The sequence below is a fragment of the Desulfoluna spongiiphila genome (assembly GCF_900101345.1).
In the GTDB taxonomy this organism is placed as follows: Bacteria; Desulfobacterota; Desulfobacteria; order Desulfobacterales; family Desulfolunaceae; genus Desulfoluna; species Desulfoluna spongiiphila.
The window spans coordinates 90,932-106,368 of record NZ_FMUX01000023.1 but is presented as its reverse complement, the minus strand read 5'-3'; the positions used below and the strand labels follow the sequence as shown (position 1 = coordinate 106,368).

Annotated in this window: 9 protein-coding genes; 4 read left to right on the top strand and 5 right to left on the bottom strand. The window is 57.7% G+C overall.

Annotated elements, in window-relative coordinates; genetic code table 11:
* Window positions 1-182: DUF4372 domain-containing protein (locus BLQ12_RS23185; protein ID WP_139164077.1), on the bottom strand; the 182-nt coding region annotated here is incomplete at its 3' end.
* 643 nt (window positions 183-825) lie between these two features.
* On the opposite strand from BLQ12_RS23185, the gene BLQ12_RS23180 reads away from it, so the two are divergent.
* The 3 genes from BLQ12_RS23180 to BLQ12_RS23170 all read left to right on the top strand — a co-directional run bounded on the left by BLQ12_RS23180 (window position 826) and on the right by BLQ12_RS23170 (window position 3,148).
* Entirely contained in the window at window positions 826-1,782 is a 957-nt protein-coding gene (locus tag BLQ12_RS23180; RefSeq protein ID WP_175470025.1) for a BamA/TamA family outer membrane protein, read from the top strand.
* A 321-nt stretch (window positions 1,783-2,103) separates the two neighbouring features.
* Entirely contained in the window at window positions 2,104-2,304 is a 201-nt protein-coding gene (locus BLQ12_RS23175; protein ID WP_092214629.1) for a DUF1059 domain-containing protein, read from the top strand.
* A gap of 208 nt (window positions 2,305-2,512) precedes the next feature.
* Window positions 2,513-3,148 (top strand): SagB/ThcOx family dehydrogenase, encoded by a 636-nt coding sequence (locus tag BLQ12_RS23170; protein ID WP_217640386.1) that lies wholly within the window; start codon window positions 2,513-2,515, stop codon window positions 3,146-3,148.
* 247 nt (window positions 3,149-3,395) lie between these two features.
* On the opposite strand, the gene BLQ12_RS23165 is transcribed toward BLQ12_RS23170, so the two are convergent.
* Window positions 3,396-4,967, bottom strand: a complete 1,572-nt coding sequence (locus tag BLQ12_RS23165) for a sigma-54 interaction domain-containing protein (protein WP_092214625.1) — start codon at window positions 4,965-4,967, stop codon at window positions 3,396-3,398.
* Window positions 4,968-5,363: 396 nt separating this feature from the next.
* Here BLQ12_RS23165 and BLQ12_RS23160 point away from each other — a divergent pair, with 396 nt between their 5' ends.
* Window positions 5,364-6,815, top strand: a complete 1,452-nt coding sequence (locus tag BLQ12_RS23160; RefSeq protein WP_254782101.1) for an MFS transporter — start codon at window positions 5,364-5,366, stop codon at window positions 6,813-6,815.
* A 9-nt stretch (window positions 6,816-6,824) separates the two neighbouring features.
* Here the strand turns inward: BLQ12_RS23160 and BLQ12_RS23155 are convergent, their stop codons facing one another.
* From BLQ12_RS23155 to BLQ12_RS23145, 3 genes are all read right to left on the bottom strand, one after another.
* On the bottom strand, window positions 6,825-8,198 hold the full coding sequence (locus BLQ12_RS23155; protein WP_092214623.1) for an OmpP1/FadL family transporter: 1,374 nt from the start codon (window positions 8,196-8,198) through the stop codon (window positions 6,825-6,827).
* Window positions 8,199-8,558: 360 nt separating this feature from the next.
* On the bottom strand, window positions 8,559-13,175 hold the full coding sequence (locus BLQ12_RS23150; protein WP_092214621.1) for a hypothetical protein: 4,617 nt from the start codon (window positions 13,173-13,175) through the stop codon (window positions 8,559-8,561).
* A gap of 568 nt (window positions 13,176-13,743) precedes the next feature.
* Window positions 13,744-15,354: a SulP family inorganic anion transporter gene (locus tag BLQ12_RS23145; RefSeq protein WP_092214619.1), complete on the bottom strand. Its 1,611-nt coding sequence runs from the start codon at window positions 15,352-15,354 to the stop codon at window positions 13,744-13,746.
* Window positions 15,355-15,437: the final 83 nt, after the last annotated feature.

The following is a 15,437-nucleotide window of genomic DNA, read 5'->3' as shown; positions in this document are numbered from 1 at the left end:
CCGGATATTTCTCGGAGGCTTTTTGCTTGGGCTATTTGGCAAAAAAGCATGGAAACAAAATGATCCCAGCACTTGAAGCCCTTCGAGTTTCTTTCTGCGTCGTGCTTGGAGACTAAACGGGCAAACTGGTTACGGTCAAAAAAACCTACGATTTGACTGAAAAGGCTGGAATGACGTACCATTGATATGCTCCTTGTTTGGCGAGGTCTTTGTTTGCAAACTTAACCATGCCTTATAAGGAGCATCTTTTCAAATTCTCACCGGTTTACTTCCGGTCAAATCCTATTTTGGACAACAGTGACGTCCGTTCTTTTTTCGAGTAAGATCATTAAGGGCATGGTCCGCATCCAGCGAATTATGCCCTTTTATGTTTTGGTCTTCGCATCCCAATGTATCGTGAGTGATTCCAATATTTGGTGGCCTGCTGAGAGTCGACATGCTAAAAGTAAAGGATCAAGCATCGTAGAGTAAAAGCCTTTTTATAAATTCATATCTATACTTCGGCAAGCTTTTCGCCGTCTATAAATCCTTAGCACATCTTAGTTTGAGGCAATCACATTTCCTTGAGTGGCTCATTTCCATCCCTTCTCATCGGATGGCGTATTCTTTCGTATTGTGGTTACGTTTTATTCTTGGTGAGAGGGCCCTTCGATGCGGTTTTGCCTTGAAAAAGACGTGGCTCGTCGAAAAGGAAAAATCGATATGCGCCGTTCTCCTTCGCTTATGCGTTTCATATTTGGGTTGGTCATTATCATAGTGGCCCCCGCCGATTTGCGCGGGGAGGAACCCGTCGGCACCTATAATTTCGAATTCGTGGCAGCCCCCATGGTCGTGTCCAACCCCAATTTCGGCAACGGGGGCGGAGCCACCCTTATGGGCCTCTTTGATCTGGCTCCGAAAGATGAGAACGTGCAGTCGTCGTCCCTGGGGTTGACGGGCCTCTATACAGATCGCGGGAGCCACTTGCTGGCCCTCGGGGGAAACCTGCTGCCAAACGACAGGTGGCGCATCAAGACAGCTGTTGCCGACATCGGAGTGAAAAGCGAGTTGAATGTGGATGAACTGCCGGAGCGGGCGGATTTTACGACAACTGTCCGTGCGTTTCACCTGAATGTGCTGCATCGTTTCGGTGAGCACTTTTTTGTCGGGATGCGGGGGGTGGTCAAAGACATCGGCTACTCTCCGGACAACGAGTCTGGGAATCAGTACCTTGAAGCGGTTAACGCCACCGATAACCTCAGCGCCTCCCTGGGGCCTGTGTTCTCGTACGACACCCGGGACAATCGGTTTTTTCCTTATGAAGGGGTCTACGCCGAGGCCGCTCTCATGACCAACCCGACACAACTGGGCAATGACGAGTCGTACGGCGTGTTGGACGGATTCATCAACGGGTACAACCAATATCGGCCCGGGCATGTCATTGCCTGGCGTGCGTACGGCCGTTTTACACCAAGCGACACACCCTATTCGGATTTGTCGACCCTTGGGCGAAAAGCTGACCTTCGCGGCTATATTGCCGGTGAGAATATCGCCCAGCATCTGATCAGCACTCAGGTGGAGTATCGCTGGCAGTGGAGACCAAAGTGGGCCGTGGTGGGGTTTGTGGGGGAGGCGGTGCTTTTTGACCCAGGGGACCTGAGCCGGGACAGTTTTTATTCCAGCGCAGGGACAGGGCTGCGTTATCTGCTGAGCGAAGAGCGGCGGCTTAATTTTCGGGTTGATTATGCCGTGGGCGAAGATTATTCGGACGGGCTCTACGTCGGGATTTCAGAAGCGTTTTAAGACCGCCCCAAAACAAAGCACAGAGCGCCGCCTTCCATGGCTTTTTTGGGTGAAAAAGCAGTCTCCGGAGCTAAGGTGGGCCACCGTGGAAGCTCGTAGCTCACAGACAGAGTGCGTAATATTTTGCCATGGAACCACTCATTTTTTCTTTTAGATATGGTATAATCGGGGCCTTGAAATGAGGGGCGGGATGATCACGGAATCATGATTTTTCGATGCTTTGTCGGGCTCCTCATTTTTGTTGTTGCAGGGCGGTCGGCGTGCCCATCCCGGGAATGCTTTCCGCACCATGGTCACCCCAAGAAGAGGAGCCACAAGACCATGTCACGATATTTTATCGATTGCCGCAACCATCCGAGCGATACGAAGTGTTCAGTCGCCCTTGCGGCAGACACCAAAGAAGAGCTGCTCGAAGCCGTTGTGCAGCACGGAACACAGTGCCACGGCTATCAGGATACACCGGAGTTCAGGGAGAAAATCATGAGAGAGTTCAAAGAAGGGTCCCCTCCGATAAAGGTGTGAACCACAAACGGTGCCGGTTTTCCTTTTGCTGCGATTATCCATTGGGTTGGTTGGCAGTGGGGAGCCGGGGAACAGCGTAACCATCACGGAAGGGAGATCCCTTTCACAGGATAAACCAAGGGGGGCGTGGTCTGGATTGGGCCACGGCCCCCGCTTGTTTTTCGGGCTGTTCTTTTGCACAGGGAGTGGCCTGAAGGAGGCTCGGCAGATGACTATTCTAAGTTGGGTGACCATGGTTGTCATGGCGCAATCGGCAGGAGACGTTATCCGGCTTCCCCGACCGGATACTGCGGGCGGGGCCACCCTGGCCATGAGCCTTGCCAGCCGACGTTCTGTCCGCTCCTTTGGCGAAGAGCCGCTCACCGTGGCTCAGATCGGCCAGTTGCTCTGGGCTGCTCAGGGCATGACGGATGCGGTAAAGGGCCTGCGCACCGCCCCGTCGTCCGGGGCGTTGTACCCTTTGGAAACCTTTGTTGTCCTGCCGGAAGGGGCCTACCGGTACAACCCGCAGCACCATGAACTGTCCCTGAAGATACAGGGGGATCTGCGACACGCCCTCCAAAAAGCTGCCCTGAACCAGAGGGCCGTGGGGGATGCCCCGGCCGTGGTTGTGTTTGCCGCCGTGTATGAACGGGTGGCGGTTAAATACAAAGGAAGGGCCACTCGTTATGTGGACATGGAGGCCGGGCATGCCTGCCAGAATCTTTTGCTGCAGGCAGCGGCGCTTAAGTTGGGGGCCGTTCCCGTGGGGGCCTTCCATGACGACCGCATCGGAGAGCTCCTCAAACTGCCGAAGGAAGCAAGCCCCCTTTATCTTGTTCCCGTAGGATACCCGAAGCGATAAACGAAACACCGTGGCTTGTGTGGGCAAAGTGCATTTACGTTAAGTTTTTACGATGTTTTGGCTGAGGGCCGTGGTTGCACAGAAAAGTCAAGAACACAATTTTACGAAAAATGCCGCTGTGCTTTAACCCGAGGAACGAGGGTTAAAGCACAGCGGCAATAAGCTTTCAAGGTGGCTCACCTTGCCGCCGGAGGCTTGTTTTTAACAGTCTGTAATAATACCTTGTTGCTCTGATTTGGTCGTTTTTTTATGAAATATCCGGGTTGAGGCTCTTCCCGAACGGAATACCCAGCTTTTTCATTTTGTTTCTCAAGGTGCTGGGGTTGACGCCCAGAAGGGCAGCGGCTCCGTTGTCGCCTTTGACCCTTCCACCGGTAGCCTCAAGGGCTCTGTGGATCTGATGACGGATGGCATCGTCCAGGTTGAGGGAGGTGTCTCCGGGAAGCGGTGGGGGCGTTGCGGGAGCGGTCGGTTCCGGTGAGTCGAGGTCGGGAAACCGCAACGGGGTTCCGGCAGGGGAGGTGATGTGGAGGATCAGGGCCCGTTCGATGAGGTTTTCAAGTTCCCGCACATTGCCGGGCCAGTCGTGTCGGGACAGGTCCGCCAGGGCCCCGGGGGCAGGAACCGGAACGGGGTGGATGTTCATCTCCTTTGCCTTTCGCTCGATGAAATAGGCGGTGAGTTCAGGCAGGTCCACGGGCCTGTCGCGAAGGGCCGGGATCAGGATGGGGAAGACATTGAGCCTGAACCAGAGGTCCTGTCGGAATTCTCCCCGTTCAACCATCTCTTCCAAGTCCCTGTTGGTGGCCGCGATGATCCGGATGTCCAGGGCAATGGGGGCCGTACCGCCTACTCGTTCGATCTCGCGGGATTGCAGGACCCGAAGGAGGCGTACCTGTGCCTGTGGGGGCAACTCTCCGATTTCATCCAGGAATATCGTTCCCGTGTCAGCCCGCTCAAACCGCCCCCTTTTTTTCTGGAGCGCCCCGGTGAAGGCCCCGCGTTCGTGCCCAAACAGTTCGCTGTCGATGAGCTCGTCCGGGATGGCCCCGCAGTTGACTTTGATAAAGGGCTTGTTTGCCCGGGGGGAGGCGCAGTGGATGGCGTTTGCGATGACCTCCTTGCCGACCCCGGTTTCTCCCAGGAGCAGCACCTGGGAGGAGAGGGGGGCGACCTGCCGAACCATCTCCGTTACGTGTTTGAGTCCTTGACGGCTTCCTATGATTTTATCACCGGCCAGGTGGTGGAGTTCACGGGTCAGGTATCGGTTGTCGTCGGCCAGCATTTCCGTGAGCCTGACCACTTCCCGGTGCTTGAGGGTGTTTGAAAAGGCCATGGCAAAGGGGTCGTGCAGGAGGGTCAGGAGCCGGGAGTGTTCGGGCTCGTAGCGATCAAACCCTTCTGCAAAGATAAAGACCACCCCCAGCCTGACCTCATCCACAATGGGGTGAAGCAGCAGCAGGGAGATCTCCGGTTTGCCCATGGCTTTCCAGACGAGGTCTGCGACAACCTGTTGGTTGGGGACGTTGAGGATAAGGGCAGGGCCGGGCGTCGGGGGAAAATTTTCAATGAATGATATGGCCTCCGGTGTGAGCTTTACCGGGTCAAAGGAGAGGATTCGGTTGTTGTCGAGATCGGAGACAATGGCGATGTTCCCGACCTCTTTTTTCTCAGGGTCGTAGGTGTTCATGGCGATGCCGTTGATGGGCATGTGGTCCTTGAGATAGTGAAAACACCGATCCAGTGCCGTGTGGATGTCCAGGCTTCCGCAGATCCTGTTGGTGGCCTCCCCAAAGAAGGTCATGTCATATAAATCCATCTGTCTCTCCCCTTAGTGCTCGTTTTTTCGATGAAGCACTACATCTCTTATACGATTCCGTTTCGTCGTTCAAATGCAATGTTGCGATGTGCTTTGTTGGAACGAAGCCACGGCTATTTCCCACCCGTTTCCTTTGCGGTTCGAAGGTGCCGTATCAGGGCTTTTTTTGTCTGAGGTGGCATATCAGGCACCTTAAGGGCGTCGTATGCGACACACTATCCGAGGATTTTTTTCAATGGCTTGAATTTATGGCTGAAAGAATATTGGCATGCTCTGTGGAACATAATCGGTGTGAGGCATCCATGGGTCACGCCTCGCAACGGGTCGAAGCCCCGACAGAAAAATTGTTCGGCAAAGGGGGCCTTTGTGGAGAAAATCGAAAAAGGAGCGATGCCAATGGGTTCAGTACATCAGAACAGAACGGATGCAACAGCGGTGCCCATGGCCCGGGGTCAGGCCTCGGGGTGGGTTACCTTAAGCATTGTCTGTACGGTTCAGTTTTTGACGCCTTTTATGATGTCCGCGGTGGGGGTGGCTCTTCCCGTTCTCGGTGGGGAATTCGGTGCAAGCGGTGTGCAGTTGGGGCTGGTGGAGACGGTGTTCATCCTTGCTGTCTCCCTGTTCCTTCTGCCTTGCGGGCGCCTGGGGGATATCTACGGTCGCAGGCGGGTGTTTGTTTTGGGTATCCTCCTGTTTACCTCTGCTACCCTGGCAGCGTCCCTGGCAGGTGAGGTGGCGTTGTTTATCCTGTTTCGTTTTATCCAGGGCAGCGGTGCCGCCATGATTACAGGCACGAGCCTGGCCATTCTCTCCTCGGTGTTTCCGCCTGAGAAGAGGGCCAAGGCCATGGGGGCGGTGGTGGGCTGCGTCTACCTCGGGGTGTCTGCGGGACCTGTGGTGGGGGGCTTTCTCATCACGCACCTGGGCTGGCGATGGATCTTTTATGTGGGGGCAGGGGCCGGGAGTGTGGCATGGCTCCTCACCGTTTTAAAGCTTAAGGGCGAGTGGGCGGAGGCTTCGGGGACGCGGTTCGATACCACGGGCAGCTTTTTGTATATGGGGGCCTTGTTCCTGCTGATCGTGGGCGTGGTGAACCAGGCCGCCGGTCTTCGGTTCCAGGCCATGGCAGCCCTGGGCATTACCGGGTTGGTTCTGTTTTTTCTCTATGAATACAAAAAGGAGGCACCCCTTCTGGATGTCCGCCTGCTGCTCTCCCGGCGCGTGTTTGCCTTCAGCAACCTGGCGACCCTCATCAACTACGCCGCCTCCTTTGGCCTCACCTTTTTTTTCAGCCTCTACCTTCAAGTCGTTAAAGGCGTCGCTCCGCACACCGCAGGGCTGATCCTTGTGAACCAGCCCCTGCTCCAGGCGGCCCTGTCTCCGGTGGCCGGGGCCCTGGCCACGCGGGTTCAGACGGCGACCCTTGCCACCACGGGCATGGTGATCTGCGTTGCGGGCCTGGCCCTTGCCGCCACCGTGGATGGCGACACCGGCTTCGGGAGGATCGTTGCCGTCCTTGCCGTCATGGGGGTCGGCTTTGCCCTGTTTTCCACCCCCAACATGCTGACGGTCATGGGGAGCGTGGAGCCCGTACATTACGGCCTGGCATCGAGTCTGGTCTCCACCATGCGCACCCTGGGCATGCTCGTGAGCATGACGGTTGCCACACTGGTTGTTTCAGGTCACCTGGGGGACAGGGCCGTCGAGCAGGCCACCCGGGAGTCGTTCCTGCTTGCCATGCACGATGCGTTTCTGGTGTTCGCAGCCTTGAGCATTCTGGGGATCCTCCTTTCCATGGCGCGACTGAACAGCCCCGCCCACTGTGTTGTTGAAACGCCCTCGGCGTGATGGCGGCGTTTACATGTCGATGGTGATGCCCACATAAAAGGTGTTGCACGTCCCGCCGAAGCTGTAGTCGGGATTGACGCCCGTGGGCTCGGTTTTCGTGACCTCCCGGTCGTCGAAGATCTGATGCTGGTAGGCGGCGTAAAAATTGATGTCGCGTTTCATGCGGCCGAAGCTTGGAAGGCGGTAGCTTGTCCCCACGGAGAGGATGTGCTTGTCGTTGTCGAGGAAGTTGATGGTGTCGGTGAGGCCTTCGTCCGGGATAAAGCTGGGCTCGAAGCAGTATCCTCCCTGAAAAGCCAGCCGTCGGGTGAGGCGGTATTCGATGCCCAGTTTGGGAACGACGATGTCGTCCAGCTCGGGGAGCACGTCCCCGAAGTTTTCTTCGTGGTTGAGGGAGACTTCAAACCCGGACCACTTCTGGAGCTCCGCCTCAAGGGAGACAATGAGCCTGTCACTGAGGGCGTAGGAGGTGCCAAAGGTGTAGATGTCCGGCTGAAAGTAATCCAGCAGGGCCAGCCTCAGGTTGAGAAGGACATTGCCCGTTTCGAGGACGGCCACGGTCTGCAGGGGGGAGATGTCGAGCTTGGACTTCTGCCTGTAGGAAAAACCGAGCTCCAGCCCCTCAAGGGCGTCGAATTTTTTTCCGGGGCTGATGTAAAAACCGGCCACCACCGTGGGTTCCAGGGAGATGTCCATGATGGCGTTGTCCACGGGGATCTGTTCATCCTCGGTGATCTGGAGGTCGGACAGGTCGATGGTGCCGGAACCGCCGAAGGAGATGTTGAGCCCCAGGCCCAGGCCGAAGAGGTCTTCCATGAACCCGAATCCCGCCCCAGTCATAATCAACGCCCGCTGGGCTTCCCGTCCGTACCGCATGAAGTTGTGGGTGCGCGGGTCGATGTCGTTGATCTTGACTACGGTGAGATCATCGTTGATGCCCATGGAGAGGCCCATACGGGCCGACGAGATGCATTCCGGCATCTCATAGATGATGTTGAGGTCCATGGCCATGCCCATGACATAGGTTCCGAAGTCGAGGTCGTCGGCACCGTGGGTGGGCAGGGGGCTTCCCGTGTCCGGGTCGAAGCGGTTGATGTTGAGGTCAAAGGACGGCACCGTGTGGAGGTAGTTCACCGAGAGCTGGTTGATGCCGCTTTTTTCACCGGTCTCGGCGGCTCGTTCGATGCGGGCGAGGGTTCGCCCCAAACCGGCCATGTTGTAGTAGACTGCAGACCAGTCGTCCACATGGGCGGTCATGGCGTTGCCCATGGCCATGCCCCGTGGAGAAAAACCGTACGTGGTGCCGAAGCTGCTCCCAAAGGCGGACCGGCTGAAGGTGATCATCAACAGAATCGTTCCCATGCATGCAATCAGTTTTTTCATTGTCGCTCCAGAGTCGTTGTAAGGGTGGGGTGGAATTAAAAAGCAAGGGCATGCCTCCGGTGGCCGTGCCGGGGGCCAAACTTTTGCCAATTTAGATGCCTTGGGTTTGACAAACAGGTTTTGATAACGGTTTTGGCTTGTTTGAAAGCAGAAGATAATAAAGACGTTACGGCAACGTATCCTGCTGCTTCGAGGTGTGTGGATCAGCCCGCGCAAACCATCCGCTTTTCTACCGGGCGAAGCCCGAGTCGAAGGCCCTTGCGCTTAGGCCCGAGGAACGAGGGACGAAGCGCAAGGGCAATCAGCTTTCGAGGTGGCTCACCTCGCCGCCGGAGGCCGTTTTTTCACCAAAACCTGCTCCTATTCGTTTACCTGAAGGCCATATTTTTCATACACATCCCACAGGAGCGTGACGTCCCGGGCCAGGTCCACTGCATGGGCCAGGTCGCCCAAAAGAGAGGCCAGGGTGGACCAGAGGGGATCGTGCTCCGTGATGACGGGTTTGCCCAAGAAGGCGTACAGGTCAGTGAGGACCTTGTCCCAGCCCGAGGGGATGGTGACATCGTCCACAAGGCACTCCACCAGCCCCTTTTCCTTGAGCAGGTCGGCAAGGATCACCAGAAAGGCGTGGTAGGTTGTTCCGGTGTCGTCGTCCAAAATGGCGTGGATCTCGGGGAACCTGTGTTTGAGGAGGTTGTAGAGATCGTCGAATCCTTCGTCGCCCTGGTGGACCCATTGGTCCTTTTCGGCATCGTAGCGTGCAAACAGGCGCCCCAGGGCGTAGAGGGTCCCGGTCAGCTGGAAGCTGTCGCAGGGGGTGGGCTTTGCCATGACGGAGTCAAGGAGCCCCAGAAGGTTGTCGGTGATGCTGTGGGGGCTGCTGGGGTGGAGGATCCCTTCCAGCAGGTGGACGGTGTCGTAGAGTTCATCCCAGTCCGCGTCGGTGAGTTTGTCGTCCGGGTAGTCGGCCAGGCCCCGGCCCTCCTCTTCCTCTGTTTCGTCCTCCCCCACAATGAGGTCGATGCCCCAGTCCAGGAGAAGGTCCTCTTCCCGAAGGTGGGTCGGGGCATCTAAGTCCCCCTGGGCAAAGAGCCAGGACGGAAAGACAATGGGAATGTTTTTGGTTTCGTTCAATGCCGTGGCCGGTGCTTTGGTCATGCGGACGGCGCTGACGATCTGCTCCAGGCCGAAAAGGATATCCCGCCTCGGGCCCCATTGCTCGCAGGCGGCGTTTGTTTCGTCGGCGCATGCGGGAGAGGAGGCGTCGTCAAAGGCGGGATCGCCCAGGCGCTGGAGAAAGGCAAAAAGCCCGGTGAGGAGGCGAGAGCGGGCAGGTCCGTTATCCAGATCGTATTCTGTCATCCGGGCAAGGAGCCCATCGCACCGCAGAGGCGTGCCGTCCGGGTTTATCTCTCCGTAAGGGTCGCTGTCCGTGAGCAGGGTGATGAGGGTTTGTACCTTTGCCGGGCGGTAGTAACCGCGCTCTTCTTCGCTTCCGTACCATGTGGCCATGGGCTGATCGTCGTAAAAGTCCGCACTGGGATAAAGAAAATCACGGCCTTCAATAAGTCGCGGTTTCCAGCATTCACGCGGCCACTGGCCGGCGTTTTTCTGGTAGTAGAACAGGGGTTTCAGCAGGTAGGCCATCATGTCGAAGAAGGAGAGCATCCCGCCCCGTGTGGACTCGTACCCCACCTCGGTGTGGCGGTGCAGGCTGCCCCACAGGGCCTGGAGGATCACCAGCACCGCGTTGCGGTTTTGCCAGATCTCGTCGCCCACCTCGAACTCCCGGGAGCCCACCAGGGCGTCGGTGACCGGGTTGCCCTCCGCATCGGTGCCGTGGCAGATCAGGGGCGCCCGGGGAAAGCCCATGCGGTAGATAACCGGTGAGTTGTGGGGAAAGATGGCGTTGAAGGCCACCCCGCAGTCGATGGTGTCGTTGTAGACCGACTCTTCGGTGACGGCGATGCTCCCGATGAGCCCCTCGCTGATCACCCGGATGCACATGCGGTAGTCCCCGGGCAGCTCGGATGGGCCGTCTGCTCGTTTTTTGGCCCACATCTGGTTGTCCAGGTATTTGCGCCCGTTCATGAACCCTGTGTACCCGTTGGCCTCCATCACCTGAAAGATAAAGGCCGCTTCAGATCCCAGGACGGTGACGTGAATGGGCATGACCAACACGAATTTTCGCTCGGCAAAAAAGAACTGGTAGTTTCGGAAGAGGGCCTCTTCATGGCTGGCGCACTCACGCACGGGGTCGTTGTCGCCGATGAGCTCGTTTACGATGAGGGACCCCGCCTCCTCACCCGATTGCACCTCGGGCATGGCAAGGTTCCCCGAGGCGTCGTAGCCCACGGTGTAGTAGGTGCCGCCCAGTTTCCCCAGGTAGTAGTCGGAACGCCACGCGTCCTTGTAATGCTCCATGCGATGGATGTAGCCGGTTACAGTGGATGAGGCGCCCCCGAAAAAATCGATGACGCCTTGTCCCGACACATCGGTGATGTCAATGCGGCCGACGTCGGGGTCGGGGCTGGCACCGAGGATCTCGATGCCGGTTCCAAAGGGGCGGACCGTGAGCCCTTGGCCACGCAGTCGCTCTATGATCATGTGAGCGGTCCAGGTCCGGGAGGGGCTTTCAAAGGCAACAGGCACGGGCGGGGCGTTGTCCACGGCTATGGATACGGTGGCGTCCCCGGAGACCCGAAACGCTTCCACGGCGACGTCGACGTCGTCTAAAAGCCCCGCACTATGTTTAAAGTAAGCCCCCAGGGGGTTGTAGGCGGCGTTGTCCAGGTGGATGGGGCCGCAGTCGCTGACAATATGAAGGTATTCCCCGTCGCCCTCGTTGTGGGGAAAGCAGACAGCTTCGCCAAAGGCCTCGTTGATCATGGAGACAATGTCGTCCCGGAAGTATTTCTGGTTTTTATCGAAGTCTATGGTGGCCCTGCGGTCGGGGCCCAGCAGGATCTCCAGTTTTCTTCCCGTCCAGATGCTGTTGTCCACGCCGTCTTTCAGGTCGATGTCCGAGGTGAAGAGGGCGTGGGTGGGAACACCGTACTGCACGGCAAGGCTTGCCTGCTCTTCCATGGCCTGGCCTTCAAACTGGGCAGGGTAGAGGTACTCCCAGGTGGCCGGGTCAGCAGAGGGTTTGTTGATCCAGGCATACACAAGGCCCCCGGGGGTGTGGGTGATCTGCCAGGTTCGGTTGCGGAAGGTGACGGTTTGCGGGGCCTTCGGGGCATAGTAGTAGGGGCCTTCCGCGTGCCATGCCGCGCGAACCGAGGCGCTCATGGTGTTGAGGGCGATGTTGTCGTCTTCCACTCCGGTGGCTCCGTAGGGGCGATAACCGTTGAGAACCGGGGTGCCGTCTTCCTCCAGCCTGGGACTGCCCCCTTGTGGAGAGCCCATGTCCCCCGGGGTTCCCGCCACCATGAGGCCGATGGGGTAGTTCTGGTCGTAGCGGAAACGATAATCGTCCATCTCCGGCCCGTCCGCATAAAAGGGCGCACGCCCACGGAACATGTACTTGTAATCCTTGGATTGCAGGGCGATGTCGTACATGCCCATGCCCAGGGTTTTGTGGGTGGTCATGGCAAAGAGGGTGTCGTTGACGGTGAGGGTGCCGCACCCTTTTCCGTGACCGTGGTTGAAGTTGGGGTTGCCGCTGTCCGTTATTTCCCCTGTTTTGCCCCCGTCGTCGTATCCTGTGTGGGCCCCCAGGGCCGCGAAGAACATCAGGTTCTCAAGGAACGAGGTGTGAAAGGCCTCGGGGTCGGTGAGGCGATCCCTGCCCCAGAGGTCGTGTCGTAGCATGTCGTAGAGAGACTCTTCGATGCGAGCGTTCGGGATGTCCCACTGCATGGTATGGAAGTTTTGGGAGAGGATCCCGAGGGGGTAGGGGGTGTTGCCGAACACATCAGAAATCATGCCCATCTCCCTGTCGGCTCGCAGGAAATATTGCATGAGATAGGGGAACACCTCCCGCAGGCCCAGGCCGATTTCCGCATCGGAGTAGATCTCCCCGTCATGCCGGTGATACGTGGCGTCGGCCTCGTACACTTCGCCCCCCAGGGTGAGGCGATCCTCCATGCCGCAGAGTAGGTCCCGGATCATCCGGGGGGTGTCGATGCCCGGGTCAAAAATCTCCCCCAACCCGTTGATCATTTGGTGGATCGAAAGGCGCGCCTGCTCGTCGCTCATGACTTCGTCAAGGCCCATGAGCAGGGCGTGGACCCCGGCCACGACATTGCCCAGCCCCATGTTTTCGTGGACCAGCGGGTCGATTTCCCGGCTGTTGAGGAGGGTGCCGTCGGCATCCTTCCACATGGGGTAGTCGGACCTGATGAGGAGTTTTCCCATGATCCGTGAAAAATCATGGAAGTCCTCGTCGAAGTCCGGATCGGTGAGGGTGTCGACCATGTCCCGGAGATCGTCGAGAAACTCTTCCGGGGTGTCGGTATCCCACCAGTAGCACAGGATGCTGGCGAGCATCTGGTTGGTATACCCTTCGTCCCGGAGAGGGACGTCCGTTGCAAGATCGTCCAGGTAGGCGTAAAAGGCCCGCGTGTAATCGGTGGCTTGCGCTCCCGAATAAAAGGTCTCCAGCCCTTCGACGGCCCTGTGGTCGGGGGAGGGGGCCATGAGGACCCCGAGGAGCCCCCGTGTGTCTTTGCCGCACATGTCGGGCATGAGGGACGGGTTCACGGTCAAAAGGTCGTCGACCCCTGAGGCAAAGGTGACGAAGGCCTCGGGGTTGTCGTTCACCGTGTCGGCAAAGAGGTCGTTGACCATCTCTCCGTCGATGGCATCCCATGCCTCCTCAAGGGCGCCTTCGCCCTCGAAGATATCCATGAGGGTAAAGCCGGATGCCTCGTTCTTCTGGATGTTTACCCCTTCCATTTCATCTTCGGTACCACAGCCCGCGGCCCACAGGAGAAACAGGGCCCCTGCCACGGCAAACCACCGATTTGTTCGCATGCGGATGGCTCCTCATGATTTTGTGTTTGTTTGTAAGAACGATGTTTTCTGTATAGATGAGTCGTTTATATGTGGCGGGAGGTTACAAACATTCAGGTGGCGTGGAACATTTTCGGGATGGGAGAGGCAGGGGAAAGGGTACTACTCAGCCAATGCCTCCGGCAGCACTGCCGGAGGCTAAGCTTTTAAAAAAACATAAACAGGTCTTGATAGCCCTTCTTGAATGGCGTTTGGACTTTGGTTATCGCTTGGGCCGCGAGCTTCAAAAAAATCGAAAAAGATCGAACGAAACGGAGCGCCGCACTCCGGTGCGGCTTTTTAGTCCGTCGTTACCTGTGCCGCACAGGAGTGCGGCGCTCCAGGAGACAAGGGAGGTCGGGGGAGGATGTAAATACGCCGATGGCCCAAACGCATCCGCAACCTGCTTTCAAGGTGGCTCAGGGCCATGAAAAGAATAAAATAGACACGCATTGGCCCGTGCAACAGCACTCACCGATCAAACGGCCAACATGAGATAGTGTATGATTCTTTTTCGGCCGAGCCCTCACCTTGCCGCCGGAGGCCTTTTTTAGTTAAAGGCGTTGGGGTCGGCCACCACGTGGTACCTGGGGTCTTCGATTTTTTCCAGGATGATGGACCGGTATTTGGCGTCGGCTTTGTTGAGGAGCTTTTTGCAGTCCGTGCTCAGGTGCTTGAGGCGGACCTGTTTGCCCGCCTTGTCGTATTTTTCAACGATTCCGGAGATGGCCTCGATGCCCGAGTAATCCGATACCCGGGATTCGATGAAATCGATCTCTACCTGGTCGGGGTCGTTTTTGATGTCAAACTTGGAGACAAACATCTTGGTGGAGCCGAAGAAGAGGGGGCCCCAGATTTCATACACCTTGGTGCCGTCTTCTTTTATGCGTTTCCTGGCCCGGATTCTCAAGGCGCTTTCCCAGGAGAAGACCAGGGCGGACATGATGATGCCCACAAAGACGGCCACGGCCAGGTCGAACATCACCGTAAGCACCGACACCGAGATGAGCACCAGGGCATCTGATTTGGGGATTTTATGCATGATGCGAAGGCTTGACCAGGCAAAGGTGCCGATGACCACCATGAACATGATGCCGGTGAGGGCTGCAATGGGTACCTGCTCAATGTAGGCCGACCCGAAGAGGATGAAACAGAGCAGGGCAAGGGCCGCCGTGATGCCGGAGAGTCGACCCCTGCCGCCGGCGTTTACGTTGATGATGGACTGGCCGATCATGGCGCATCCCCCCATGCCTCCGAACAGGGCGGTGACGATGTTTGCCGCGCCCTGGGCCACGCATTCCCGGTTGCTGTTGCCCCTGGATTCCGTGATTTCGTCCAGGAGGTTGAGGGTGAGAAGGGACTCGATGAGACCGATGCCGGCCAGGATGATGGCATAGGGGAGAATAAAGCGCAGGGTCTCCATGTTCCGGGGGATGAGGCTGAAGAGCTGGGTCTGGAAGACGGGAAGTCCACCCTTGAGGCCCTCGCCGCCGCCGTCGCGGATAAAGGAGCCCACGGTGGCCACATCCAGATCCAGGGAGATGGTGATGGCGGTGATCACCAGGATGGCGGTAAGGGCCGCCGGGATCTTTCGGGTGATCTTGGGCAGGAGGACCATGATGGCCATGGTGGCCATCACCAGGGCTGCCATGGTGATGAGGTCCTGACCCCGCATCCAGTGGGCCACACCGGCATCAGCGGTCTTGAACATGTTGAGCTGGGAGAGGAAAATCACGATGGCCAGGCCGTTGACAAAGCCGAGCATCACCGGGTGGGGGATGAGGCGGATGAATTTTCCCAGCTTGAAGGCCCCTGCCGCCACCTGGATCAGTCCCATGAGGATGACCGTGGCAAAGAGGTAGTTCAGCCCCATGTTGGCCACGGGGTGCGCCATGGCAAGGCCCATGGCGTTGCCCTCCCTGACAAGGGAGACCATGACCACGGCCAGGGCGCCTGTTGCCCCTGAGATCATGCCCGGCCGACCGCCGAAAATGGAGGTGACAAGGCCCACCATAAAGGCGGCATAGAGCCCCACCAGGGGATCGACTCCGGCCACAAAGGAAAAAGCCACCGCTTCGGGTACCAGGGCCAGGGCCACGGTGAGTCCGGAGGTGACGTCGTTTTTTACGCTGCTCGTGCTTCGTTTGATCAGGTCAACCATCAATCTCTCTTTAATCTTATGCAATCTTAACCATAGCGGAACAAAAAAACGGGCACGGCCCTCCCGGTGAGGACCATGCCCGT

What these genes read in the sequence shown, in the direction of transcription:
- BLQ12_RS23155 (WP_092214623.1), bottom strand. Translation starts at nt 8,198, where the DNA reads ATGAAAAAACTGATTGCATGCATGGGAACGATTCTGTTGATGATCACC.
- BLQ12_RS23160 (WP_254782101.1), top strand. Translation starts at nt 5,364, where the DNA reads ATGGGTTCAGTACATCAGAACAGAACGGATGCAACAGCGGTGCCCATG.
- BLQ12_RS23175 (WP_092214629.1), top strand. Translation starts at nt 2,104, where the DNA reads ATGTCACGATATTTTATCGATTGCCGCAACCATCCGAGCGATACGAAG.
- BLQ12_RS23165 (WP_092214625.1), bottom strand. Translation starts at nt 4,967, where the DNA reads ATGGATTTATATGACATGACCTTCTTTGGGGAGGCCACCAACAGGATC.
- BLQ12_RS23145 (WP_092214619.1), bottom strand. Translation starts at nt 15,354, where the DNA reads ATGGTTGACCTGATCAAACGAAGCACGAGCAGCGTAAAAAACGACGTC.
- BLQ12_RS23170 (WP_217640386.1), top strand. Translation starts at nt 2,513, where the DNA reads ATGACTATTCTAAGTTGGGTGACCATGGTTGTCATGGCGCAATCGGCA.
- BLQ12_RS23180 (WP_175470025.1), top strand. Translation starts at nt 826, where the DNA reads ATGGTCGTGTCCAACCCCAATTTCGGCAACGGGGGCGGAGCCACCCTT.
- BLQ12_RS23150 (WP_092214621.1), bottom strand. Translation starts at nt 13,175, where the DNA reads ATGCGAACAAATCGGTGGTTTGCCGTGGCAGGGGCCCTGTTTCTCCTG.